Genomic DNA, 25,284 nt, shown 5'->3' with positions numbered 1-25,284 from the left:
GCGTATAGACCTGATGTAGACCTGGCTTGACTGCAGCAATTCGTTGATCAAGCAGCCCGGACTGTCCTGATTGAGCTTGAAGTGCAAAGGTTACAGGACATGCTTGAAGGCACCGTCATTACTCCAGTCGGCAAATCGAAGCAGGCACGAGCGTAACGCCATGAAGTGTTCAATCGAGCGACATGGGCAGCCAGGATGGTCGTTTCTGTTGGCCTCTACCCAGGGTGACGCTAAGACTCCTGGCGAAACCGCTCCGCAATGGCATCCGCATATGGATAGAGCGAAAAGTAGGGCCTGGCTTCGTCGATCACCCGTTGGAATGACGGTCTGTGCGTCAACCTGTCGAAATAGGCGCTCAAGTGACTGAACCCGTCCGGGAACGGCTGGACGGTACTGGCATAGAAAAGCGCCGGGGCAGCGGCGCAATCGGCCATGCTGAAGTCCTGACTGGCAACCCAGGTCCTGGATGCCATCTGGCGGTCGAGCATGCCATATGCGGTCTCCAGCGTGGATCGTGCTTTTGTCAAATCACCGTTAGCACCGCTCAAGCGATCACCGACTATCTGTTGCATCGGCCCTTGGACATAGTTGTCGAAAAAGCGGTCCCATAGACGCACATCCAGCGCGGTGTCCCAATTGCCTGGAATCAAAGGGTGTTCACCGGCATAGAAGCGATCCAGGTACTCAATGATGACTGTGGACTCTGGCAGGTCGCGCTTGCGAGCGTGGTCACGGATGACCGGGAATTTGCAGATTGGCCATATGGCTTGAAGCTGTGCTCTGTCTGCATCGTCGGTGAGATCGATGATCCGCTTTTCGAATTCGACAGCGTTTTCGTAGAGTGCGATGAGTACTTTGTGGCAGTACGACGCCAGCGGATGATAGTAAAGAGTCAGCGACATCTTTCGGCTCCTGGGGGGACGTGTGGGACGCACTACTTGAAGACGGGAAAACCAGTGCAGTCTGCGCTGTCGTTCGGGGGGAGGCCTGGCACGAGGCGAAATGGCATCTGGTCGACGATAACGCTTGTGCACGCAGGCGTTCCGAGTCCGTCGTACCCATCATCATAGTCGCTGGATTGACTGCCCGAAGAGGTCGTAGCGGCGGCGACAGCCGAATCAGGTTCGATCATTGGTCCCTGACAATAAGTTTTAATAACGAATCAGTAGGCTGTTCGCAGTAATAACACGAATTGTTGATGACTATTTTTTTCCACTGTAATGATTCTGTTGCCACTTGCAGTGGTGGAATGCATATATAAAAGTTGCCCATGGAAAATGCATTTTTTATGACATGAGCTAGCCTTTCCTCCAGGCATAAAGGATGAACGCCGGGGGGAGCATGGAAACGCGGAAATATTCCTGGATCTGGCTGGTTCTTTTTCTTTGCGATGGTGTGGGGGTGACGGCTGTTTATAAGAGCCATCTAAGTGATACGCCACAAGATTCTCTTGCCTGGGGCGGGTACGTCGTACTGATTCTTGTCACAACAAGCCTGGCTGCAGCGCCGCTTATCCGCTTTCTGGAACATGGGTGGTTTGCCCGGTATGAGGAGTTCAGGAACCGGCTTAACAACGGGGCCCTTGTTTTTTATTTGAGGCAGTTTTGGCAGCCACGAACCGATAAAAACCGCATTTTGAAGACGTGGCCCATTCCCGAAGACGCGGACACCAAAAAAGCTGCCGAGCAAGCGGCAGATGTCTTGTTTACCACGATCTATGAGGAGAACTACGGCCGCAATGCATTCTTGATTCCTATGACGCTGATGCTTGTTTCAGTTTTCGTAGGTGCAACGCTGTATATCGCATGGGCTTTTGGCGGACTGAAATCTGGCTCGTTTGTGAATGCCCCAATTGCCGCTGCCTCCCTGGGCGGCGCGTATCTGTTTGTCATCAGTGATCTTGTGGTCAGCGTGCGTAGGCGCACTTTGAACGTGGCGGATGTCTATTGGTATGCGCTGCGGATGGTTCTGGCGATCCCTATCGGTATGGCTTTCAGTGCGACCACAGATACAGCTCCCAGCCTGCAGGCTACGACGGCGTTTGTTGTGAGTACCCTTCCTATGGATGTGTTGTTCAAGGCACTGCGCCGGCTGGCTGCACGCAGTCTGAATAATGCAGAAAAGGGGCAAGAAAGTGATCAGTTGATTCAGCTTGAGGGGGTCACGGCCAACATTGCTGCGGTGTTATCAGCCGAGGGGGTCGATTCAATCGAACAGCTTATCGGGATAGATCCTGTTCTTCTTTCCATTCGAACCGGCTTTTCTTTCAAGTACGTCTTGCGATTGGGATCTCAAGCGATCGTCTGGAGGCATTTTGGCCAAAATGCACACAGTCTGGTTCCCCTTGGACTTGCTGATGCGCCCGCCATTGCATCGCTGATGAAAGTGTTTGTTCACCCCCCGCAAAACCCGAACTTGTCTCTGGAGTCAGCCAATAGTGTGCTGGCTGACGCGGCCGCCTGCATGCACGACCAGGACCATCCGGCCCTGAGTGTAGAAACGCTGAAGTTCAGTTTTTTCGAAATCACGAAAGAGAGCTACACCCTTTTCTTGTTGGCGACCCAAAAACAGGACTATCACCCACCGGATTAACTGGCCACTAGCGTATTAATCCATTGCCTTTGTATTGGAGACGGCTTTGCTAACGAGAAAATAATTTCCGACCTCGATGCAGGGGTGCCAATACCCTGCTTACTCAACGCATGCGCATGGCTTACGCCGATATTCGGTCATCCTGGAGCCAAGGGCACGCAACGTTTCATTAAGGAGACGGCCATGGCTGTAAACCATGTTTTTGTACTGATGCTGGAAAACCGGTCATTTGATCATCTACTCGGGTATTCCGATATTTCCGGTATTTCGTCACCGCCGCCGGATGCCACTGCAGCGAAAGACAGCATGGGTGGGAGAGTGGCTGTATCAGATGATGCCGTGGATCAAATGGGCGATATTGACCATGAGTACCCGGCAGTTCGAGTACAGCTTCATGGGAAGGGGCAAAGCGACACAGACCCCGTCACAATGGATGGCTTCTATCAAGCCAATGGCGCCGAGTCTTTACGTTGTTTTGCAGCAGGCGCACCCCAGGTTCAGGTGTTACGCCACTTGGCCAAGGAATACTGTGTTTTCAATAATTGGTTCTCTTCTGTCCCCGGGCCGACCTGGCCCAATCGGTTTTTTGTGCATGCCGCGACATCAGGGGGGTTGGACAACAGTCCGGGCAATCTGGAATCGATGGGGGCGGTGACGCTTGAAAGTCTCGGCTTCGATTTTTTGTACGGTACGATTTACGACTGGCTGGACAAGGCCGGTCTAGAGTGGCGTGTATACCATGATGACCTGCTTCCCCAGATACTTTCTATCAAGGGCATGCCGGATTACTTCGTTGATCCGGGTGACAAGCATTTTCGCTGGCTACATGAGATGGCAAAGGATCTCAATGGCAGTTACACCCCTAGCTATACATTCATTGAGCCGTCGTACGATGTCGTGAATGGGTATAAAAAAGGCAACTCCCAGCATGCAGCAGGCACTGTATCGTCTGGTGATGCACTTATTAATTGGGTCTACCAACAGATCCGTGGGTCCAGTATCTGGGAGTCGAGCGCGCTGTTGATCCTGTATGACGAACATGGAGGATTCTATGATCATGTCGTCCCTCCAAAATGTACGCCGCCTGGTGACGACCAGCGTAATAGGAGTAAGGCAGCGCAGCCGCAAAAAAGCGCGTTCGATCAACTAGGCGTGCGAGTACCCGCGGTGCTTGTTTCGCCCTGGGTTCCCAAAGGTAAAGTCGTCACCACCGAAGAAGGCCAACCCGCTTTCGATCACAGTTCTGTCATTCGAAGTCTCACTGATCTATTCCCCACTCTGCGAGGTGCCCTTCAACAGGCGGGCAAAACATCCTTGACCCGGCGCGACGGTGCAGCAGCCTCCGCGGCGCCCCTTTTCTCGTTAGTGCAGCCTCGAACGGATGACGAATCGGTGTACCAATCGCTTCGAACGCTCCCCGCCAGTGTTTCCAGCGCGAACGCTCTTTTGGATGGCGCGGCGAGCATTAATCTGGATAGTTTGCCGGTCAGTGGGTTCAAGACCGGGTTCACCCATTTGGCTTGCGCCGTTGAACTTGCACGGCAACAGCTTTCGGCCCAGCCGACGTTACATACCTCTCTTGGCACAAATGATTTATCGACGGAGGGTGGTGCACAAAGTTTTATACGGCAGCTGGCTACGCTGAATCCGAAGTTGAAAGGGGCTTGATGAGACGCGCAGTGGGTAGCACTTCGGTAAAAAACGCTACCGGTCAAACCTGACGACGGCGCAAGACGATATCCCGCCAGGGTTGTCGGCGTTTGTCCGGACGATGCCTGCTGCGCAACATCAGCGGCTTGGGCGCTTCCATCGCCAGCGCCACATTGCAACAGGCGCTTCAGGCGTCGGCCGCTGTCCCGCTCGTATGAGCCTGCAGGCACCGTACCAGAGCATCGAATGTCGCCTTGCAGCGCGGGCTCGCATACGCTGTCGAGCAGCGGGAGGCATCGCGGTTTGCAACTGAAGTGGTTGATGGTGAATCGGAACCACGAGCAGTATGCAAATATCGCCCATGCCTACCGACGGCGGGCAAGACGAGTTTCTCAGCGCTACTACGCTGTCATTACAGCAAAGATGATGAATCACCCCCCCTGAGGCCTCTGCATCGCCAGCGTCCAGGCGCAAAGCCGATCACTCGGGGATGACCTGACGGGTATCGCTGCGCTCAGCCCAACCTGGAGGTGCAATGAATGAGTAATGACTCTCGTGAGCACGGCGAACCGTTCAAACGTGTGTTTTTCGCGCTGCCCTGCGCGTATGCACAACGCCGGGCCATAGCCCAATGGCGCAGTGCTCTTGGTCTAAGTAGCGGACGCCCGGTTCCAGCGGAAAACTTTCATTTGACTCTGATGTTTCTGGGATCAGTAGCCATGACGCAGATTCCGGGCATCTGCGCTGCCGCCGCCAGTATTCGCATGCCAGGCGAGCATTTGACGGTACCTCTTGACCACCTCGATGTATGGCGCCGCGCCGGCATTTTGTTACTCGCTCCAGCGCAGGAACCACTGGTGTTGCGCCAGCTGGTCTATGCCTTGCAACAGGCGCTGCTGCCTCTCGGGTTTGTGGACGCCCCCCGGGAATTTCGCCCGCACTTGACCTTGATGCGGGACTATCGAGCACCTGTCCCTGAATCGAATGCCCCACCAGACTTTCACCTGAGTGCCAGACACTTCACCCTGTTCGAGTCGCATAAAGGCCGCTATCGGTCGCTGGCCGAATGGCCCCTGGTTCCGTAGACGCACCCGACTGTCCCTCGGTACGCCGGTTACGAATGGCAGGAGTCGGTCGAGACTGTGTAAATAAACCGGTTCGGCGCTGCCCAGGCTTTTTGAGGGTTGCCAATGCTGCGAGGCCTGGCTTACCAAATTGGGGAGCGATTTATTAGACCACTGCACATCGCCACTCGGGAGGGCGCACTCGCTGAAGCTAACCGCCGGGCAGGAATATTCAGATCAACGCTCAATTGGTAAGCTCCGTCCTTTATCGAACAAGGACAGCTCGTGTGATTACCTGCCATGTGAAGTATCTGATTGACCCTTACCAAATCCCTGCTTTTGAAAGCTATTCACGATTGTGGATCCGGCTGGTGACTCGAATGGGAGGCTTGCACCATGGCTATTTCCTGCCTGCCGAAGGTGCAAACAATATCGCGTATTGCCTATTCAGCTTTCAAAGCCTCTCGGACTACGAACGCTATCGCAAAGAAGCCGAAACCGATGCCGAATGCATCAAGGCGGTGACGTTGGCGCTAGAGAAGAAATTCATTGTCAGCTATGAGCGTAGCTTCATGCGCCCCGTGCTCGATTGACCTTGCTATCAGCGATACATGATTGGAACCTCAAGTGCCAGGGCTGAGAGGGCCCTGGCATGCGCTGACCTCAGTCGTGATGCACGTCGGCGCGTTTGAGCAGTTGCTTGCACCGCTCGGACAAGTGAAACACACGCAGGTGCTTGCCGGCCTTGACGTAGCGCTCACGCAGCGTCTTCAGCGCGGCGATGGCCGAGTAGTCGACAACGCTCAGGTGGCGACAGTCGAGGGTCACCTGGGGCGGGTCGTTGGCGGGGTCGAACTGGTTGAGGAAGGGTGTGGCCGAGGCGAAGAACAGCGTGCCATGCAGGCGGTAGAGCTTGCTGCCGTCGGCTTCCAGATGACTGTCGGCGTAGAGCTCGCGGGCCTGCTGCCAGGCGAAGTTGAGCGCGGCAATGATGATCCCGCAAAGCACCGCGGTGGCCAGGTCGGTGAACACCGTGATGGCCGTCACCGCGAAGATCACCAGCACGTCGTTCAGCGGCACCTTGTTGAGCACCCGCAGCGAGGCCCAGGCGAAGGTCTGCTGAGACACCACGAACATCACCCCGACCAGTGCGGCAAGCGGGATGTGCTCGATCAGCGGCGAAAGGAACAGCACGAACAACAGGATCATTACCCCGGCGACCACGCCCGAGAGCCGGCCGCGGCCGCTGGAGCTGAGGTTGATTACGGTTTGACCGATCATGGCACATCCGCCCATGCCGCCGAAGAGACCGGAGACAATGTTAGCTGCCCCCAGTGCCACGCACTCGCGATCCGGGTAGCCACGGCTCTCGGTGATCTCATCGGTAAGGTTCAGCGTCAGGAGGGTTTCCAGAAGGCCGACCAAGGCCATCAATACGGCGTAGGGGGCCACGATGCGCAGGGTTTCCAGGTTCCAGGGCACCTCTGGAAAGGCTAATTCAGGCAAGCCGCCGGCAATGTGCGCCATGTCGCCAAGGGTGCGGGTCGGCAGGCCGAGCAGGTATGTCGCCAGACCGACGCCAAGGATCGCAACCAACGCCGGCGGCACGGCGCGGGTCAGGCGCGGCAGCAGGTAGACGATGGCCATTGTCAGCGCCACCAGCCCGATCATCATGTACAGCGGTGTACCGCTCAGCCAGGCCTCGCCGCTCTTGAAGTGCTCCAGCTGGGCCAGGGCGATGATGATCGCCAGGCCGTTGACGAAGCCGAGCATTACCGGGTACGGCACCATGCGCACCAGCTTGCCCAGCCGTAGCAGGCCGAAAGCGGTCATGATCAGTCCACCCATCAGCACGGTGGTGAGCAAGTACTGCACGCCGTGCTGCACCACCAGCGCGACGATCACAACGGCCATCGACCCGGCGGCGCCGGACACCATGCCCGGCCGGCCCCCGAACAGGGCGGTCAGGGTGCAGATGATGAAGGCGCCGTATAGCCCCATCAGCGGATTGAGGTGGGCAACCAGGGCGAATGCGATGCACTCGGGCATTAGGGCGAAAGAGGTGGTGAGTCCGGCCAGGGCGTCGGCGCGCAGACGTTTTGCTTTCATGGTTTACCTAAAATACAGGCCGGCGAAACCGGCCGCAGGGAGTGGCGGAAAAGAGGGCTGCGGATGTTACGGAATTGAAGGCAGCCCGGCCACTTTTCAGGTAGTTGCAACCCTTGCTTGATCTTCTGCTGGTTGATGTTTTTTTGCTTTCGAGCGTCAGCTTCACGCCCTGAGGAAGTCAGTCAACCGTATTCGAGGTTCTTTAGCTGCGGTCAGCGCCGATCCAGCCACACAGTCTGGGCATTACAAAATTCGCGTACCCCGAAATGCGACAGCTCCCGGCCAAATCCGCTTTTCTTCACGCCGCCGAAGGTGACGCGTGGGTCGGTGGCGCAATAGCCGTTGATGAATACTCCACCGGTTTCAAGCTCGCTGGCCATCTGCTGGGCAAGCTCGACATTGCCGGTGTAGATGGTGGCGGCGAGTCCGAACTCACTGTCATTGGCCAGCGCCAACGCATGTGCGGCATCGCGCGCCGTGATGATCGAAGCCACTGGGCCAAACAGTTCCTGTTTGAATGAGGTCATCTGGTCGGTGACATCAGCGAAGACAGTGGGCTCATAAAAGTTGCCGGGGCCATCAGCCTTCTTCCCACCCATCAACAACGTCGCGCCTTCTTCCAGTGTGTCTCGCACCTGTTGATCCAGTTCATCACGTAGATCAAAGCGAGCCATGGGGCCGATGTAGGTGTCCGCAGCCAGCGGATCGCCAACGACCAGCTGGCGGGTGGCGTCGACGAACTTGCGGGTGAACGCCTCGACAACACCTTGCTCGACAATCAGGCGTTTGGCCGCTGCGCAGACTTGCCCGGTATTCTGGTAACGGCCAATAACGGCGGCTTTGACCGCTTCGTCGAGGTCGGCATCGTTGAGCACAATGAAGGGATCGGAACCGCCCAGCTCCAAAACACACTTCTTCAAGGCCGCACCGGCTTGCGCGCCGATGGCAGTGCCGGCTCGCACACTGCCGGTGAGGGTCACCGCAGCGATGCGTGGATCGGCAATCGCCTTGGAGACACCGTCTGGCGTGACATTGATGACTTCGAAGACACCTTCGGCAAAGCCGGCGCGCTTGAAGGCATCCAGCAGCAGATAGGCGCACCCCATCACGTTTGGCGCATGCTTGAGAACGTAGGTGTTGCCGGCGATCAACGCTGGAACGGCGCCACGAAGTACCTGCCAGATGGGAAAGTTCCACGGCATCACGGCGAGAATCGGGCCCAGCGGGCGATATTCAATGCGCGCCTTGCCACCTTCAACCATCGTCGGTTCGGCGGTCAGCATGGCGGGGCCGTGTTCGGCGTACCACTGGCAGAGCTGCGCACACTTTTCAATTTCACCGCGCGCCTGGGTGGTGGGCTTGCCCATCTCCAGAGTAATCATGTTCGCCAGCTTTGCTGCGTCGTCACGCAATGCCTGAGCCAGGGCGATCAATGACTGCGAGCGTTCCTCTACGGGTTTGCTCCGCCAAGCCTTGAACCCGGCAGCGGCACGGGACAGTGCGGCCTGCAGCGCCGATTCGGATTCAAAAGGGTAGTGGCCGATCTGCTCGCCGTTGGCGGGGTTGATCGAAATGGCATGGGTGAGGCTGGAAACGTTGGTCATGGCACCGTCCTGCGAGGTGGGGATGGGCTCAGGTTACGGTGGCTTTTGTTTTCTGGAAACTGAATAATACTGAGCATATCGTTCACGATTGGAGAATGACTTGGATCTGGTTCAGCTGGAGATTTTCAAAGCTGTTGCCGAGCAGGGCAGCATCAGCGCGGCGGCTCAGCACATCCACCGGGTGCCTTCGAACCTGACGACACGGATCAAGCAACTGGAGCAGGATCTGGGGGTGGATCTGTTTATCCGCGAGAAGAGCCGCTTGCGCCTGTCGCCGGCCGGTTGGAGTTTTCTCGACTACGCCCGGCGCATCCTTGATCTGGTCCATGAGGCCCGCGCGACGGTGGCCGGTGAAGAGCCGCAAGGATCGTTTCCCCTGGGGTCGCTGGAGAGCACGGCGGCGGTGCGCATTCCTGAGCTGTTGGCCGCCTATAACCAGCAATACGCCAAGGTCGAGCTGGACCTGTCCACCGGGCCTTCCGGGACCATGATCGAGGGCGTGCTCTCTGGCCGATTGGCCGCCGCGTTCGTCGACGGACCGGTTCTGCACCCGGCACTGGAAGGCGTGCCGGCGTTTGAGGAGGAGATGGTGGTCATCGCACCGCTCAACCATGCCCCGATCCATCGTGCGCGGGATGTCAACGGCGAGAACATTTATGCCTTCCGCGCCAATTGTTCGTACCGGCACCACTTCGAAAGCTGGTTCACCAAGGACGCATCGGTGCCCGGCAAGATTTTCGAAATGGAGTCCTATCACGGCATGCTGGCCTGCGTCAGCGCCGGTGCAGGCCTGGCATTGATGCCCCGCAGCATGCTCGAGAGCATGCCAGGGTGTACCACGGTGAGCATCTGGCCGCTGTCGGAATCATTCCGCTATTTGCGGACCTGGCTGGTGTGGCGCCGCGGCACGGTGTCACAAAGTTTGAGCATGTTTGTGCGCTTGCTTGAAGAGCGCGGCGTGGTGCGGGAAGAGGCCTGAAAAGTCTGGGGAGACAGGTACGCTAAAAAAAACGGGAGTCGCTTGCGACTCCCGCTAAATGCGCAGCTTCGAAGAACGGTTGTGCTAGTTCGCGCGCCCGAGAATGGATTGAGCGCGAGCAATGACCGGCGCATCCACCATTTGCCCATCCAGCACGAACACGCCTTCACCCGAGCTCGCGGCGTCCATGATGCGTTGCGCCCAGTGCAATTGCTCAGTACTGGGTTTTAACGCCTGATGGATGATCTGCACCTGGCTTGGATGGATACACAGCGCGCCACCAAATCCCATGTCGCGGGCAAATTGAACGGTACTGTGCAGGCCTGCGGTGTCCTGAATAGAGGGGAACACTCCGTCCAGCGCCGGGGCGAGGCCAGCAACCCGAGTGGCGAGCAGCACGGCGTAGCGGGCGTGACTGAGGATCTCTTCGGCGGCAGGGCTGGCGGTGGTCAGATTCAGGTCCAGGCCCAGATCGAGGCTGCCGAACGACAAGCGCTCAACACCTCGGGCTTCGGCAATCGCGCTGAGTGCCGACAGGCCCTTGGCACTCTCGATGATGGGCCAGATCGGCTTGCCGGTGCTGCCAGCGGTGAACACGTGCGCCGCGCTTTCTGCCTTGGGCAGCAAGATCCCGATCACGCCGGCATGGCGTCGGCAAAGATCCAGATCCGCAGCGTGCGCCCAGTGACCAGGGGCATTCACACGAACCAGAACCTGAACATCGGGGCTCTCGCTCAAAAAGCGCTCCAGGTTATCCCTGGCCTGTTCCTTGAGGTTTTCCTGCACCGCATCCTCCAGGTCGACGATGACCCGGTCAGCGCCGGTGGCGATGGCTTTGGGGATGCGCTCTGGACGGGTTGCCGGCACAAACAGGGCGGAGCGAACAATCGATGTATTCATGGTGCTTCTCCCTCGTTGAACTCCACCTCACCGATCTGCGCGGTGCCGTCCTGGTTGCCAGCCCATAGCTGGGCCTTGCCGTTGTCGATCAAACGTCCACCGACCTCGAAAGGTTGCGGTGAAATCAGTGGCCTGATGCCCCGGAAAGAGAAGCGCTTCAAGCGAGCGCTGGGGTGCGCTTTGGTAAAGGCGCGCAAGTTCAGGGTGGCGATCAATGGACCATGCACCACCAGCCCCGGATAACCTTCGGTCTGTGTAACGTAAGGCCAGTCATAGTGAATTCGATGGCCATTGAAGGTGACCGCGGAGTAGCGCAACAGCAAGGTCGGGGAGGGTTCCACCGCTTCGCGCCATTGGCCTTCAGGCAGCGCTTCGGTGCCGCTGAGTTTGGGCGGCGTGGGTTCTCGGTAGACGATGTCCTGCTCATCTTGCAGAGCCCGTTGGCCGTCCTGGAAATACTCATGGCGTACCGTGACAAACAGCAGGGAGCCTGTACGCCCGTGCTTTTCCTCGACGTTGACGATGGTCGAGACGCAGGACACCTCGGCCTCCACCGTTAATGGTTGGTAAAACTCCAGTCGGCTGCCGGCCCACATGCGATTGCGGTTGTGCGCGGGCGGCAAGAAACCACCGAGCGCCGGATGACCGTCAGGGCCCAGTTCGCTTGCTGCAACCGGTTCCTGAAAGAATGCCCAGTGCCACAAGGGCGGTAGCGCTTCGCCGGGCAGCGGTGCCACCTCGCCCAAGGTCGCGGCAATGCGTTTAACCAGGTTGAAACTGATCCGGTCCTGGCTTTCCTGACGGCGTCCAATCCAGGCTTGAAGATCGACATTACTCATAGACATCGCTCCTGTCGGTCGGTGATCAGGCCAGGGCGGCCAGTTCGGGTACGGCGTCAAACAGATCGGCTACCAGACCGTAATCGGCCACCTGGAAGATCGGCGCTTCTTCGTCCTTGTTGATCGCCACGATCACTTTGGAGTCCTTCATGCCGGCCAGGTGCTGGATCGCGCCGGAGATGCCGACGGCGATGTACAGCTGTGGCGCGACGATCTTGCCGGTCTGGCCGACCTGCATGTCGTTGGGGACGAAACCGGCGTCGACCGCGGCGCGGGAAGCACCGACCGCCGCGCCCAGCTTGTCGGCCAGGGCGTACAGGTGTTTGAAGTTGTCGCCGTTCTGCATGCCGCGACCGCCGGAAACGACGATCCTGGCAGCGGTCAGTTCCGGACGATCGGACTTGGCCAGTTCTTCACCGACGAAGCGGGAGGTGCCCGCGTCGTGGGCCGCCGCAACCGCTTCAACAGCCGCCGAACCACCCACAGCGGCCACCGGGTCGAAACCGGTGGCGCGAACGGTGATGACTTTCACGGCAGCGTTCGACTGCACGGTAGCGATAGCGTTACCGGCGTAGATCGGGCGCTTGAAGGTGTCAGCGCTTTGAACCGAGATGATCTCGGAGATCTGGTCAACGTCCAGCTGCGCGGCAACGCGCGGCAGGATGTTTTTGCCGTTGGAAGTAGCGGCAGCCAGGATGTGGCTGTAGCCAGCGCCCAGGCCGGCAACCAGTGGCGCCACGTTTTCTGGCAGTTGGTGCGCGTAGGCAGCGTTGTCGGCGACCAGCACTTTGGCCACGCCAGCGATTTTCGCCGCCGCTTCAGCTACCGCGCCCACATTGGCACCCGCCACCAGCAGGTGAATGTCACCACCGATTTTCGCGGCAGCCGCCACGGTGTTCAGCGTGGCCGGGGCCAGCACTTTGTTGTCCTGTTTGTCGTTTGAAAAGTCAGCAATCACCAGGATCGTCATTCAGATCACCTTCGCTTCGTTCTTGAGTTTCTCGACCAGCTCAGCCACCGACTTGACCTTGATACCCGCGCTGCGTGCAGCCGGCGCTTCGACTTTCAGGGTCTTGGTGGTGGAGGCGGTGCAAATGCCCAGAGCGTCCGCAGTCAGCACTTCGAGAGGCTTCTTCTTGGCTTTCATGATGTTGGGCAGGGACGCGTAGCGCGGCTCGTTCAAACGCAGGTCGGTGGTGACGATGGCCGGCAGTTTCAGGGAAACCGTCTGCGCGCCGCCGTCGACTTCGCGAGTCACGGTAACGCTGTCGCCGCTGATTTCGACTTTCGAAGCGAAGGTGCCCTGACCGTAACCAGTCAGTGCCGCCAGCATCTGGCCGGTCTGGTTGTTGTCGCTGTCGATGGCCTGTTTACCCAGGATCACCAGCTGCGGCTGTTCCTTGTCGACCACAGCCTTGAGCAGCTTGGTCACGGCCAGGGAGTTCAATTCATCAGCGGATTCGACGAGGATGGCCCGATCGGCCCCCAGCGCCAGAGCGGTACGCAGCTGCTCTTGAGCAGTGGACGGACCCACAGAGACGACGACGATTTCAGTCGCAACACCTTGCTCTTTCAGGCGTACGGCTTCTTCCACGGCAATTTCGCAGAAGGGGTTCATCGACATCTTGACGTTAGCCAGGTCGACATCGGTGTTGTCCGCCTTCACGCGAACTTTCACGTTGTAATCGACCACGCGTTTCACAGCTACCAGGATCTTCATTGGGCAGTGTTCTCTCGAAAATCTTTGATCGTTGCAGTCAGGCTGCTTGTTATCGGATCGCGGCTAAATCGCCCCGGCTGCGCGCATTTGTTCAATGCGGTCCGCTCCCAACCCCAGTTCCCCGAGCACCTGTTCGGTGTGTTGGCCAAGGCCCGGCACGGCGTCCATGCGTGGTTCGAAAGCGCTGTTGGTGCCAGGAGGTATCAGGCTTGGGACGCGCCCGGCAGAGGTTTCAACTTCCCGCCAGCGATCACGGGCCTGAAGTTGTGGATGATCCCAAACACCTTGCATGTCGTTGACCCGGGCGTTGGCAATCTGCGCATGGTCCAGCCGATCGATCACCGCATCGAAGTTGAGCGTGGAGAACGATTGAACGATGAGATCCCGAAGCGCATGACGGTTTTCGACACGTTTGAAGTTGGCAGAGAAGCGTTCGTCTTCAGCCAGTTCGGGCTGGAGCAGAACCTTGTCGCAAAACAGCTGCCATTCGCGCTCGTTCTGCAAACCCAGCATGACGGTGGTGCCGTCACCGATGGGAAAGGGCCCATAGGGGTAAATGGTGGCATGCGCAGCACCCGCGCGAGGTGGCGGTGGTGCGCCGTTGTAGGCGTAGTACATCGGGTAGTTCATCCACTCGACCAGGCTTTCCAGCATGGACACATCGATGTGGCTGCCTTCGCCGGTTCGAGCGCGCAGCAACAGGGCGGACAGGACGCCCGTGTAGGCGTACATGCCCGCCGCGATGTCGGCGATCGAGCAACCGGCCTTGGCCATTTCCTCTTCACCCGGGCCGCCGGTCACCGACAGAAATCCACCTTCGCTCTGGATCAACAGGTCGTAAGCTTTTTTCTTTTCATAGGGCCCACCGACGCCATAGCCTGAAATGTCGCAGACAATCAGGCGCGCAAAGCGTTGATGCAAGGTCTCGAATGACAGCCCCATTCGCGCAGCCGCACCGGGTGCCAGGTTCTGCACGAGCACATCGGCGGTGGCCAGCAAAGCGTCCAGCACCTCGGTTGCCGAGTCCTGCTTCAGGTCGAGGGTCAGGCTTTCTTTCGAGCGATTGGTCCAGACGAAGTGCGAGGCCAGGCCGTTGACGCGTTGGTCATAGCCTCTGGCGAAGTCGCCTGTGCCTGGACGTTCGACCTTGATCACGCGGGCGCCGAGGTCGGCCAGTTGACGGGTGCAGAAGGGTGCGGCGATTGCATGTTCAAGGCTGACGACAGTGATGCCATCGAGCGGACGTGTACCGTTGGGCTGGCTCATGATTTTTTATCTCTCTTGTCATGGCTCCCCAGCTGCGCCTGCCTGGGCCGACGCACTGGGCTATTACGCTGCTGATCGCTTAGAAAGAACGCGGCAGCTCGAGCAGATGTTCCGCCACGTACGACAGGATCAGGTTGGTGGAGATGGGGGCCACCTGATACAGACGGGTTTCACGGAATTTGCGCTCGACGTCGTACTCGCAGGCGAAGCCAAAGCCGCCGTGGGTCTGCAAGCAGGCGTTGGCCGCTTCCCAGGAGGCCTTGGCCGCCAGGTACTTGGCCATGTTGGCGCTGGCCCCGGCGTTCTGGCCGCTGTCATATTCTTCGCAAGCGCGCCAACGCATCAGGTCCGCCGCTTCGATCTCGATATGGGCTTCGGCGATCGGGAATTGCACGCCCTGGTTCTGCCCGATGGGGCGGCCGAACACCACGCGGTCGCGGGCATAGGCGCTGGCCTTTTCGATAAACCAGCGACCGTCACCGATGCATTCGGCGGCAATCAGCGTACGCTCGGCGTTCAAACCGTCGAGGATGTACCTGAAGCCTTTGCCCTCTTCACCGATCAGGCTGTCAGCGGGGATTTCCAGGTTGTCGAAGAACAGTTCATTGGTCTCGTGATTGACCATGTTGGCGATCGGCTGCACGGTCATGCCGTTGCCGATGGCCTCGCGCAGGTCGACGAGGAAGATCGACATGCCGTCGGACTTCTTCTTCACCTCGGCCAAGGGCGTGGTGCGCGCCAGCAGGATCATCAGGTCGGAATGCTGGATCCGTGAGATCCACACCTTCTGCCCGTTGATCACGTACTTGTCGCCGCGTTTGATCGCGGTGGTCTTGATCTTGGTGGTGTCGGTGCCGGTGGTGGGCTCGGTCACACCCATCGATTGCAGGCGCAATTCGCCGCTGGCCAGTTTGGGCAAGTAGTAGCTTTTCTGCGCCTCGCTACCGTGCCGCAGCAGGGTGAACATGTTGTACATCTGCCCGTGAACGGTGCCGGAGTTGCCGCCGCAGCGGTTCACTTCTTCAAGGATCACCGAGGCCTCGGCCAGCCCGAGGCCGGAGCCGCCATATTCGGTCGGGATCATCGCCGCCAGCCAACCGGCATCGGTCAGGGCCTTGACGAAGGTTTCCGGAAAGCCTTTTTCTTCGTCGACTTTGCGCCAGTAAGCCGCATCGAATTCAGCGCATAGAGCACGCACGCCCTCGCGGATGGCATTGAGTTCTTCAGAGTTGCGGTCGGTCATTATTATTTTCCTCAACGCGTCACGCACGGCATCTGCCCTGCGTGACCGGGTCCGGGCATAGAGCAATCAGATCGGGTCGAAACCCAACGCAGCACGAAAGCGATTCTTGATGTAGTGACCATCGCGCGGTGGCAGCACCCGTGGCGGGTTTTCCGCCTTGATCTTGATCGTCGCGAGCTTGACGCCATCGCGCGTCGCGAAGCGCTCGCGCAGGTCGTGTACGCCTTCCATGTCGCGGATTTCATCGGTCCAGCTGAAGCCGCAAGTTTTCGCCACCTGGTCCAGGGAAATACCAAACCCCGCGTGGCTGACTTGCATGCCGGTTTCGCCAAAGTGACCGTTATCCAGCACGGCAATGGTCAGGTTGGCCGGCTTTTGCAGCGCGACGGTGGCCAAGGCGCCGAAGCCCATGAGCAACTCACCGTCACCGGTGACCACCACTACCGACTTGTCCGGCTGGGCGTTGGCCAGGCCCAGGCCGACGGTGATCGCACTGCCCATGGCAGCCCAGAGGTAGTAGTTCGAATCATGGTCGCCAGCGGCCATGACGTCATAGGAAGCCGAACCCAGACCGGTCACGACCAGCAGGTCTTTGCGGTCTGCCAGCAGGGTCTTGACCACCTCGCGGCGGCACAGGGTGTGGTTGGCGCTTACTTGACCCATTTCTTTTCTCCAATCAGGCGCTGACCGAGCAGCAGGGCAGTGGCGGAGTCACCGTTGAAGGCCATGGTGGCGGCGCCGTGCAGCAGCGGCGCGACGTCTTCGGGAACGTCGGCACGCCAGGTCATGACCTTCATCAGATTCAAGGAGGCTTCGGTGGCCTGGCCCATGGGGTTCTGCCAGGCGTTGAATTCGGCCCAGTCGCCGCGCATGGTGACGACCATCAGCAGCGGGAAGCCTGCACAGACCTGCAGTGCCAGGGTATTGATGCAGTTGCCGACACCGCTGGATTGCATCAGCAGGGCACCACGTTCACCGCCGAGCCAGGCGCCGGCGAGGTAACCGATGCCTTCTTCTTCGGTGGTGAGGACCACAGCTTTGATGTCCGGATCTGCATACGACATGCGGATGGCCGCCGAATGACCGGCATCCGGTACGAAGACCACGTGTTTGACGTCGTGGGCCTTGAGCACGCGGAACACGTCCTCCTGCCAATCCTGCCCCACGGTTTGTTCACCTTCTGTAGACATGCCAGTCTCCCAAGCAGTGCTGCTTTTGTGTTTTCACACATTCTGGGAGGGATGGAAGGGAACGACGACTACCGTTTTTGTCTTTGAGATATGCCGATTTTCTATAGCTCGACAGCGAATAGGTGCAGCGCAGAAGAACTGCGATAGCCACGCATTATAGGAAGTGAAAAACCATGATCAGTCTGCGCACCAGGTTCCAGGCCTGAGGGTGTCGCCATAGCATTTTGGCATATCAGTTAGAGCGCGATCCGCACTTATTGAGTGAGCAGGACTAGGGTAGTTTTCCGGCAACGTCGTTACGGCGCGTAACCGACGCAACTACAACTATAAGATCCGAGGGTTGCACCTATGTATGACAGCCTCCTGCAGTTGGCTCGCCCCGTCCTGTCCTCTGTCCTCCATGACCTGTTTGGGTCGCATCCAGCCTCGGCCTGCCGGTACCGGAATTTTGCACTTGCCATTTTCATTGCGTAGCACTGCGGTCGCACACCCGCTTTTCAAGGCCATTGGCTGATAAAGCGGACGTTTGCCCAGGCTACCTTCCAGAAAACACGACAACAGGTGCGTTATGAAAAACAGGCTACCGGCTGCAGCTGGCATTCTGATCGCCATGCTGCTGGGGATCCTTATCGGCTACATGATTTTCCTCAACTTCCCGGACAAAGCGATGGCGACCAAGGTCGCCGGTTACATCTCGATCATCTCGGACATTTTTCTACGTCTGATCAAAATGCTTATCGCCCCTCTGGTGTTCTCGACCCTGGTGGTGGGCATCGCTCACATGGGGGATGCAAGCGCTGTCGGCCGGGTATTCGGCAAAGCGCTGGGCTGGTTGGTCACCGCTTCATTGATTTCACTGTCGGTGGGGCTGGTCATGGCCAACATGCTGCAGCCCGGGCACAACCTGGGGTTGCCGCTGCCGGACGTCACCAGCCCGACCAACCTGCAAACGTCGGTGTTCACCCTCAAGGATTTCATGACGCATCTGGTGCCCAAGTCCTTTGCGGAGGCCATGGCCACCAACGAAATTCTGCAGATCGTGGTGTTCTCGCTGTTTTTCGGCGTGGCTTTGGCCTCCTTGGGCAGGAAGGCCGAGGGCCTGGTGAAGGTGATCGAGGATCTGTCCCACGCGATGCTGAAGGTCACCGGTTATGTCATGAAACTGGCACCGCTGGCGGTGATGGCCGCCATGGCGGCGACCGTGGCGATCAACGGGCTGTCCATTCTGGTCAAGTTCGCGGTCTTCATGCGCGACTTCTATCTGGGGCTGATCGTGCTCTGGGCGATGCTGGTGTTTGCCGGCTGGATGTTCCTGGGGCGGCGTGTGTTCAAACTGGTGGTGTTGATCAGGGAGGCCTTCATCCTGTCTTTCGCCACGGCCAGTTCCGAGTCGGCTTACCCGAAGATTCTTCACGCGCTGGACCGATTCGGGGTCAAGCGCAAGATCTCCAGTTTCGTCATGCCCATGGGGTATTCCTTCAACCTGGACGGCTCGATGATGTACTGCACGTTTGCCGTGCTGTTCATCGCTCAGGCGTATGGCATCGAGATGTCCATCGGTACGCAGATCACCATGCTGTTGACGCTGATGCTCACCTCCAAAGGCATGGCCGGCGTGCCGCGCGCTTCGCTGGTGGTGATCGCCGCGACCCTGACCCAGTTCGATATTCCCGAAGCCGGCTGGCTGCTGATCCTGGGGATCGACACCTTCCTCGACATGGGCCGTTCGGCGACCAACGCGGTGGGCAACTCCATTGCAACCGCGGTGGTGGCCAAATGGGAGGGCGCGTTGGTGAGTGAGGATGAGGCCGAGCGAAACGCCGCGGCTCAGGAGGTTCAGGGTGGGAAACCGCTGACGGTCTGACCTGTTCACGGCGGCTGTTCAAGAGGTAAGGGTGGGCATTCACCAAGGTGGCTGCTCACCCATCGTGACTGAAGCGGGTTGAGGCAGTGTGAGTGACCAGACGTCACCCTGCGCCACTGTCAGCCATGCACGCTGCTCAGATACTCAAACAACTTGGCCGCTTCCGGCGCCAGTTGCGCCTGACTCGTAACCCCCACGAACAAGGTGCGGTGAGCCCATTCATCGGTCAAGGCTATGGCTATCAGGCGGGTACCGAGCAATTCGGCACGTACTGATGACAACGGCAGTATCCCGATACCCAAGCCCGCTTCGATCATGCGACAGATGCCGTCGAAGCTGCTGACCTGGATGCGCACTTTGAGAATTTTTCCTGCACTCACGGCTGCATCGGTGATTCTGCGCAGCAACGAACTACCTTGGTTAAGCGCTACATAATCAAAGCCGAGCGTATCCGCGAAGGACACGCTGCTTTCACCGGCCAGTTCGTGTCCTACAGGTACCAGCAGCACGAGTCGGTCGTCACGATAGGGCAGTTTGTACAGACCCTCAGCCGGTACGTTATCGGCAAAAATGCCGATATCGGCTCGCCCGCTTTCCACGGCCTGGATAATGGGCTCGCTGAGCGCTTCTTCCAACCCGATACGCACGTTCGGGTTTGCTCGCAGGAACGCCGCCAGATCATCAGGCAGGAACTGGACCACGGCGGAGGTGTTGGCGCACAACCGTACATGCCCGCGCACACCGACGGCGTAGTCACTGGCGTCGCACGCCATGCGGTGCACGCCCTCCAGAATCACCCTCGCGTGTTCAACCATCCCTTGGCCGGCTGCCGTCAGCTCAAGTCCTCTTGGCAAGCGAACGAACAGCGGGCACTGGGTCGTTCGTTCAAGCTCCGCCAGACGTTTGCTGGCGGCCGAAACCGTCATGTTGGCCTTTTCAGCTGCGCGAGTCAGATTGCCGGATTCGGCGGCGAAGATCAGCAGGCGCAATGACGACAGATCGAAATGCAGGGGATTGATCATCAAGGGGGTCCGAGGGTTTCCAGTCTGGAAAGAGTAATGGCGAAATATGAAATTTTCATCCGCCATGTTTGCGTCGATTATCCACGCACAAGTACTCAACAAGAACGGAAAACGTCATGAGGTTACCTCTTCAAGGTGTCAAGGTCGTGGAGCTCGGTCAACTCATTGCCGGACCATTTGCGGCGAAAATGCTCGGTGAGTTTGGCGCGGAGGTGATCAAGATCGAGCCTCCGGTCACTGGCGATCCGCTGCGCAAATGGCGCTTGCTGCACGACGGTACTTCCGTCTGGTGGGCCGCGCAGTCGCGCAACAAGCGCTCGCTTACCCTCGACCTGCACCAGTGTGAGGCTCAGCAGGTGGTGCGCCGGTTGGTGGCCGATGCGGATGTGTTGATAGAGAATTTCCGTCCGGGAACCCTGGAAAGCTGGGGGCTGGGTTGGGACACGCTGCACGCGCTTAATCCGAAACTCATCATGCTCCGGGTCTCCGGTTACGGTCAGACCGGGCCCTACCGTGACCGCCCCGGGTTTGGTGTGATTGGTGAAGCGATGGGGGGGCTGCGTCATCTTTCCGGTGAACCCGGGCGAACGCCGGTCAGGGTGGGCGTTTCCATTGGCGACTCGTTGTCGGCTTTGCACGGGGTGATCGGGATTCTGCTCGCCCTGCGTCATCGCGAGCAGAACGGTGGCGATGGTCAGCAGATCGATGTTGCGCTGTACGAGTCGGTGTTCAACATGATGGAAAGCCTGTTGCCCGAATACTCGGTGTTCAACGCCGTTCGTGAGCCCGCCGGCAGCAGTTTGCCAGGGATCGCTCCGACTAATGCCTATCGTTGCCGCGATGGTGGTTTTGCCTTGATCGCCGGCAATGGCGACAGCATCTATCAGCGCCTGATGGAGGTGATTGGTCGCGCTGATCTGGGGGCTGACCCTGAGCTTGCGCAGAACCATGGTCGAGTGTTGCAGGTTGAGCGCATCGATGCCGCCATCTCGCAATGGACCGCACGGCTCACCCTCGACGAAGTCTTGTCGATTCTGACCGAGGCACGCATCCCCGCCGGCAAGATTTACAACGCTGCCGACATTGCCCGGGACCCGCATTACCGGGCGCGAGACATGCTGCTCGCCAGCCAGCTGGACGATGGCACTCCAGTGACCTTGCCGGGCATCGTCCCCAAGCTGGGCAGCACTCCTGGCGGCGTGACTCGCCCGGCACCGACCCTGGGTCAGCACACAACCGAGATCCTCGACGAGCTCGGCATCGACGCCGCACAGCAAGCCGACTGGCGCCAACGCGGCATCATTTGAATCTGAGGAATGCACATGCAACGTCTCTATCTGCAGGAAGTCGCCACCCGTGACGGCTTCCAGAATGAAGCGCGTTTTATCGAAACCGCCGACAAGATCGCCATGATCGACGCCCTCAGCCAGTGCGGTTTCGCCAAGATCGAGGTCACCTCGTTCACTTCGCCCAAGGCCATTACCGCGCTGCGCGATGCCGAGGCGGTAATGCAAGGTATCCGCCGCAACCCGGCGGTGGAGTACACCGTGCTGGTGCCTAACGTGCGCGGTGCCGAGCGGGCCCTGGCGTGCAACATCGATGAAGCCAACCTGGTGATGTCGGTCAGCGAGCCGCATAACCGTTCCAACCTGCGCATGAGCCGCGAGCAGTCATTCGCCCAGCTCAGCGAAGTGGTCAGCGTGATTGGTCAGGGCCCGGTGGCGATCAATGTGTCGTTGTCGACGGTGTTCGGCTGCCCGATGCAGGGCGATGTACCGGTGGGGGAGGTGTTGCACTGGGTCGAGCGCTTCGCCGAGCTGGGCGCCCGCGGTGTGACCCTGTGCGACACAACTGGCATGGCGTATCCAAGTCAGGTCGAGACGCTGTCCCGGGCGGTGCGCGAGCGTTTTCCGGCGCTGCAACTGACCCTGCATTTTCACAACACCCGGGGCATGGCCCTGGCTAATGCTTTGGCGGCCATCGAGGCCGGGGTCGATCGTTTCGATTCGTCTCTTGGCGGCTTGGGCGGTTGCCCTTATGCGCCGGGGGCCAGCGGCAATGTGTGCACCGAAGACCTGTTGCACATGCTGCAGTTGATGGGTTTCAAAACCGGTATCGACCTGGACCGGGTGCTGGCGGTCGCTGCGCAGCTGCCGGGCCTGATTGGCCACGATATTCCCAGCCAGATCCTCAAGGCCGGCAAGCGCCTGGACCTGCACCCGATACCTGCCCACGTCGCCAATCTGGAAAAACAGGTGCCGTCGGCCAGAACCCGGGAGCTGCACCCATGATCGACCATCTTGACCACCTGGTGCTGACCACCATCGACCCCGTGGCCGCCGAGGATTTCTACGTGCGGGTCATGGGCATGCAGTTGCAAACCTTCGGTGACGGGCGCAAGGCGTTCGCCTTCGGCCAGCAGAAAATCAACCTGCACGTGCGTGGCCATGAGTTCGAGCCCAAGGCGCATTTGCCCGTGCCGGGGGCGCTGGACCTGTGTTTTATCGCCTCGATCACCCTGGATCAGGTGATTGCGCACCTGACCCGTGTCGACTGGCCCATCATCGAAGGCCCGGTGTTGCGCACCGGTGCCACGGGGCCGATCCGTTCGGTGTATGTGCGTGATCCGGACCTGAACCTGATCGAGATTTCCGAACCTGTGCAGCCGGAGCGTGCAGCATGAAAGTGGTATTTCTCGACAGTGACAGCCTGCCTGTGAGCATTGCCCGGCCGGCCTGGGTCACGGACTGGCAGGACCGCCCCGACACAATGCCAGACCAAGTGGTGGAAGCCGCCCGGGATGCCGATGCTGTGATCACCAACAAGGTGCGCATCGGCCGGGCCGAGCTTGAACAGCTGCCGAACCTGCGGTTTATCTGCGTCGCGGCCACCGGTTATGACTGCATTGACCTGGCGGCCTGCCGTGATTTTGCCGTGACGGTGTGTAACGTTCCGGCTTACTCGGCGCAAAGCGTCGCCGAGTCGGTGATCGCCTCGATCTTCGCCCTGCGTCGACAGCTGTTCGCCTACCAGGCGGCAGCACTGCGGGATTGGCCGGATTCGCGGCACTTTTGCGTGCACCGCGCGCCGATCCAGGATGTGCAGCGCAGCGTGCTGGGCATCGTCGGCAAGGGCGGTATTGGCCTGGCCACGGCGCGTCTGGCGAGTGCCCTGGGCATGCAGTTGATCTTTGCCGAACACCGTGGCGCGATCCCGGTGCGCAAGGGTTACCAGGCCTTTGAAACGGTGCTGGCGCAAAGCGATGTGATCTCGCTGCACTGTCCGTTGACCGAGAGCACCCGTCACCTGATCGGGGCCCCGGAACTGGCACAGATGAAACCCGGCGCCTTGCTGATCAATACCGCCCGCGGGCCGTTGGTGGATGAGGCAGCGGTGCTCGATGCGCTGGACAGCGGTCGCCTCGGGGGGGCAGCTCTCGATGTGCTGTGCCAGGAGCCGCCACCGGCCGACCATCCGTTGCTCAACAGCCGCCACGCCAACCTGATCGTCACTCCCCACGTGGCCTGGGCCAGCCAGAGCAGCCTGCAGCGGCTGGCCGACGGCATCCTTGGCAACCTGCAGGGCTATCACTCGGAAAAGCCGATCAACCTGGTGTCGTAAACGCTTCACCACCCCACAAGTAGGTCCACTGATGAAAACAATAACAATCGCCCCGACCCGCAAGCGACGATTTGCTCGGTGTACCTGTGTGATCCCGATCTCAACCTGATCGAGATTTCCGAGTACATCCAGCCGTAGTCATTCCCCCGAAACAACCTTTCCCTGGCGACTGGTCGCGCACCTGTATCGCGACCGGCTGCCTGGGGAAATGCATCACGCCTGCGAGGAAGCCATCATGACAACAACAATTACACCCTCGATTGCCGAAAATAAACCGAGCCGTCCGCGACTGCGCAGAGTGTTCCGCCACCTGTATGTGCAGGTGCTGCTGGCGATTGTGCTGGGCATCATCTTCGGTCATTTCTACCCCAGCCTCGGCGAAGAAATGAAGCCCCTGGGCGACACCTTCATCAAGCTGATCAAGATGCTGATCGCGCCGATCATCTTTTGCACCGTGGTCAGCGGCATTGCCAGCATGCAGAGCCTCAAGCGCATCGGCCGGGTCGGCTTCAAGTCGTTGCTGTACTTCGAAGTACTGACCACCCTGGCGCTGGTGATCGGGCTGATCGGGGTGAACCTGATGCAGCCTGGTACGGGCATGCACATCAATCCGGCGACCCTCGACGGCCATGCCGTCGAGAGCTACAGCAAGCTGGCCCATGAGCAGAGTGTGGTGGGTTTTCTGACTCATATCGTGCCCAGTACCGTATTCGGGGCCTTTGCCGAGGGCGATATCCTTCAGGTGCTGTTCATTTCCATCCTGTTTGCCTTCGCCTTGCAGATGCTCGGTGCTGCCGGCAAGCCGCTGCTGAACCTGATCGACCTGGTGGCCCAGGCGTTTTTCCGCATGGTCAGGATCGTGATGTATGTCTCGCCGTTGGGGGCCTTCGGTGGTATGGCCTTTACCATCGGCAAGTACGGCGTGGGATCCCTGGGGGCCTATGGCAACTTGTTGATCTGCTACTACGTGACGGCGCTGTTTTTTGTGTTCGTGATTCTCAATCTGGTGGCGCGCCTTGCGGGTTTCAGCCTCTGGCAGTTTCTCAAGTACATCCGCGATGAGCTGTTCCTGGTGCTGGGTACCTCGTCTTCGGAGTCGGCATTGCCGCGGTTGATGGGCAAGCTTGAGCGTCTGGGGTGCGAGAAGTCGGTGGTGGGGCTGGTGGTGCCTTCGGGTTACTGCTTCAACCTCGATGGCAGCTGCATCAACATGACAGTGCTGGCGATTTTCATCGCCCAGGCGCTGGATATCCCCCTCGACCTTTGGCATCAGGTCACCTTGTTATTGATTCTGCTGCTGACCTCCAAGGGCGCGGCCAGTGTCACCGGCGGCGCGTTCATTACGCTGGCGGCCACCCTGGGCAGCCTGGATGTGATTCCGGCGGCGGGGCTGGTGCTGGTGCTTGGGGTCTATCGGTTCATTTCCGAGGGCGGGGCGTTGATCAACGTCATCGGCAACGGTGTCGCCACGCTGTTCATTGCCAGGTGGGAAGGTGCGCTGGACGCAGAGAGGCTGGCGGTCGAACTGCACAAGGGGTGTGCCCGGGAAGTGGAGGCACAGCCCTGAACGAGTTGTCGAAAGACAACCCCAGGACCACCCAGTCCACGAAAGCTGGGTGGT

23 protein-coding genes are annotated in these 25,284 nt (G+C 59.3%); 11 read left to right on the top strand and 12 right to left on the bottom strand.

Annotated features, from left to right (window positions below):
- Positions 1-230: 230 nt before the first annotated feature.
- The gene (locus tag AC07W5_RS06745; protein WP_495023028.1) at positions 231-902 is read right to left on the bottom strand and encodes a glutathione S-transferase family protein; all 672 of its coding nucleotides are present in this window, start codon (positions 900-902) and stop codon (positions 231-233) included.
- Between the two features lie 439 nt (positions 903-1,341).
- Here AC07W5_RS06745 and AC07W5_RS06740 point away from each other — a divergent pair, with 439 nt between their 5' ends.
- From AC07W5_RS06740 to AC07W5_RS06725, 4 genes are all read left to right on the top strand, one after another.
- Entirely contained in the window at positions 1,342-2,592 is a 1,251-nt protein-coding gene (locus tag AC07W5_RS06740; RefSeq protein WP_495023027.1) for a hypothetical protein, read from the top strand.
- Between the two features lie 183 nt (positions 2,593-2,775).
- Positions 2,776-4,260 carry an alkaline phosphatase family protein gene (locus tag AC07W5_RS06735; protein WP_495023026.1) on the top strand — a complete coding sequence of 495 codons (1,485 nt, stop codon included), beginning with the start codon at positions 2,776-2,778 and terminating at the stop codon, positions 4,258-4,260.
- A 521-nt stretch (positions 4,261-4,781) separates the two neighbouring features.
- Positions 4,782-5,327: an RNA 2',3'-cyclic phosphodiesterase gene (thpR, locus tag AC07W5_RS06730; RefSeq protein ID WP_494992235.1), complete on the top strand. Its 546-nt coding sequence runs from the start codon at positions 4,782-4,784 to the stop codon at positions 5,325-5,327.
- 266 nt (positions 5,328-5,593) lie between these two features.
- Positions 5,594-5,899, top strand: coding sequence for an NIPSNAP family protein (locus tag AC07W5_RS06725; RefSeq protein ID WP_494992234.1), 306 nt, complete (start codon positions 5,594-5,596; stop codon positions 5,897-5,899).
- 70 nt (positions 5,900-5,969) lie between these two features.
- Here AC07W5_RS06725 and AC07W5_RS06720 read toward each other — a convergent pair whose 3' ends face one another.
- Entirely contained in the window at positions 5,970-7,415 is a 1,446-nt protein-coding gene (locus AC07W5_RS06720; protein ID WP_495023025.1) for a SulP family inorganic anion transporter, read from the bottom strand.
- A 212-nt stretch (positions 7,416-7,627) separates the two neighbouring features.
- Positions 7,628-9,019 carry an aldehyde dehydrogenase family protein gene (locus AC07W5_RS06715; protein ID WP_495023024.1) on the bottom strand — a complete coding sequence of 464 codons (1,392 nt, stop codon included), beginning with the start codon at positions 9,017-9,019 and terminating at the stop codon, positions 7,628-7,630.
- Between the two features lie 100 nt (positions 9,020-9,119).
- On the opposite strand from AC07W5_RS06715, the gene ptrR reads away from it, so the two are divergent.
- Entirely contained in the window at positions 9,120-9,998 is an 879-nt protein-coding gene (gene ptrR, locus AC07W5_RS06710; protein WP_495023023.1) for a putrescine utilization regulator PtrR, read from the top strand.
- Positions 9,999-10,082: 84 nt separating this feature from the next.
- On the opposite strand, the gene AC07W5_RS06705 is transcribed toward ptrR, so the two are convergent.
- From AC07W5_RS06705 to AC07W5_RS06670, 8 genes are all read right to left on the bottom strand, one after another.
- Entirely contained in the window at positions 10,083-10,898 is an 816-nt protein-coding gene (locus tag AC07W5_RS06705) for an HpcH/HpaI aldolase/citrate lyase family protein (RefSeq protein ID WP_495012575.1), read from the bottom strand.
- The gene (locus AC07W5_RS06700; RefSeq protein WP_494992229.1) at positions 10,895-11,737 is read right to left on the bottom strand and encodes an HTD2 family dehydratase; all 843 of its coding nucleotides are present in this window, start codon (positions 11,735-11,737) and stop codon (positions 10,895-10,897) included. Before AC07W5_RS06700 ends, AC07W5_RS06705 begins: the two co-directional genes overlap by 4 nt.
- Before the next feature lie 25 nt (positions 11,738-11,762).
- On the bottom strand, positions 11,763-12,707 hold the full coding sequence (locus AC07W5_RS06695; RefSeq protein ID WP_495023022.1) for an electron transfer flavoprotein subunit alpha/FixB family protein: 945 nt from the start codon (positions 12,705-12,707) through the stop codon (positions 11,763-11,765).
- Positions 12,708-13,457: an electron transfer flavoprotein subunit beta/FixA family protein gene (locus AC07W5_RS06690; protein ID WP_495023021.1), complete on the bottom strand. Its 750-nt coding sequence runs from the start codon at positions 13,455-13,457 to the stop codon at positions 12,708-12,710.
- A gap of 63 nt (positions 13,458-13,520) precedes the next feature.
- Complete coding sequence (locus AC07W5_RS06685; RefSeq protein ID WP_495012571.1) at positions 13,521-14,723, bottom strand: CaiB/BaiF CoA transferase family protein; 1,203 nt, start codon at positions 14,721-14,723, stop codon at positions 13,521-13,523.
- A 79-nt stretch (positions 14,724-14,802) separates the two neighbouring features.
- Positions 14,803-15,966, bottom strand: a complete 1,164-nt coding sequence (locus tag AC07W5_RS06680; protein WP_495012570.1) for an acyl-CoA dehydrogenase family protein — start codon at positions 15,964-15,966, stop codon at positions 14,803-14,805.
- Positions 15,967-16,032: 66 nt separating this feature from the next.
- Entirely contained in the window at positions 16,033-16,629 is a 597-nt protein-coding gene (locus tag AC07W5_RS06675; RefSeq protein WP_494992224.1) for a thiamine pyrophosphate-dependent enzyme, read from the bottom strand.
- Positions 16,617-17,156, bottom strand: a complete 540-nt coding sequence (locus tag AC07W5_RS06670) for a thiamine pyrophosphate-binding protein (protein ID WP_494992223.1) — start codon at positions 17,154-17,156, stop codon at positions 16,617-16,619. Before AC07W5_RS06670 ends, AC07W5_RS06675 begins: the two co-directional genes overlap by 13 nt.
- 568 nt (positions 17,157-17,724) lie before the next feature.
- Here AC07W5_RS06670 and AC07W5_RS06665 point away from each other — a divergent pair.
- A complete protein-coding gene (locus AC07W5_RS06665; protein ID WP_495023020.1) occupies positions 17,725-19,020 on the top strand; it encodes a dicarboxylate/amino acid:cation symporter in 1,296 nt (431 codons plus the stop codon).
- Between the two features lie 119 nt (positions 19,021-19,139).
- On the opposite strand, the gene AC07W5_RS06660 is transcribed toward AC07W5_RS06665, so the two are convergent.
- Positions 19,140-20,042: a LysR family transcriptional regulator gene (locus AC07W5_RS06660; RefSeq protein WP_495012567.1), complete on the bottom strand. Its 903-nt coding sequence runs from the start codon at positions 20,040-20,042 to the stop codon at positions 19,140-19,142.
- 116 nt (positions 20,043-20,158) lie between these two features.
- On the opposite strand from AC07W5_RS06660, the gene AC07W5_RS06655 reads away from it, so the two are divergent.
- From AC07W5_RS06655 to AC07W5_RS06635, 5 genes are all read left to right on the top strand, one after another.
- Positions 20,159-21,349 (top strand): CaiB/BaiF CoA transferase family protein, encoded by a 1,191-nt coding sequence (locus tag AC07W5_RS06655; RefSeq protein WP_495023019.1) that lies wholly within the window; start codon positions 20,159-20,161, stop codon positions 21,347-21,349.
- A gap of 15 nt (positions 21,350-21,364) precedes the next feature.
- Positions 21,365-22,333 (top strand): hydroxymethylglutaryl-CoA lyase, encoded by a 969-nt coding sequence (locus AC07W5_RS06650; protein ID WP_495023018.1) that lies wholly within the window; start codon positions 21,365-21,367, stop codon positions 22,331-22,333.
- Complete coding sequence (locus AC07W5_RS06645; protein WP_494992218.1) at positions 22,330-22,725, top strand: VOC family protein; 396 nt, start codon at positions 22,330-22,332, stop codon at positions 22,723-22,725. Before AC07W5_RS06650 ends, AC07W5_RS06645 begins: the two co-directional genes overlap by 4 nt.
- Positions 22,722-23,663, top strand: coding sequence for a D-2-hydroxyacid dehydrogenase (locus tag AC07W5_RS06640; protein ID WP_495023017.1), 942 nt, complete (start codon positions 22,722-22,724; stop codon positions 23,661-23,663). Before AC07W5_RS06645 ends, AC07W5_RS06640 begins: the two co-directional genes overlap by 4 nt.
- Positions 23,664-23,898: 235 nt before the next feature.
- The gene (locus AC07W5_RS06635) at positions 23,899-25,230 is read left to right on the top strand and encodes a dicarboxylate/amino acid:cation symporter (RefSeq protein WP_494992216.1); all 1,332 of its coding nucleotides are present in this window, start codon (positions 23,899-23,901) and stop codon (positions 25,228-25,230) included.
- Positions 25,231-25,284 lie beyond the last annotated feature (54 nt).

This window comes from Pseudomonas sp. GW821-FHT01E05 (assembly GCF_059422425.1).
Note: the sequence above shows the minus strand (reverse complement) of the source record. Positions and strands in the feature narration are given on the sequence as shown.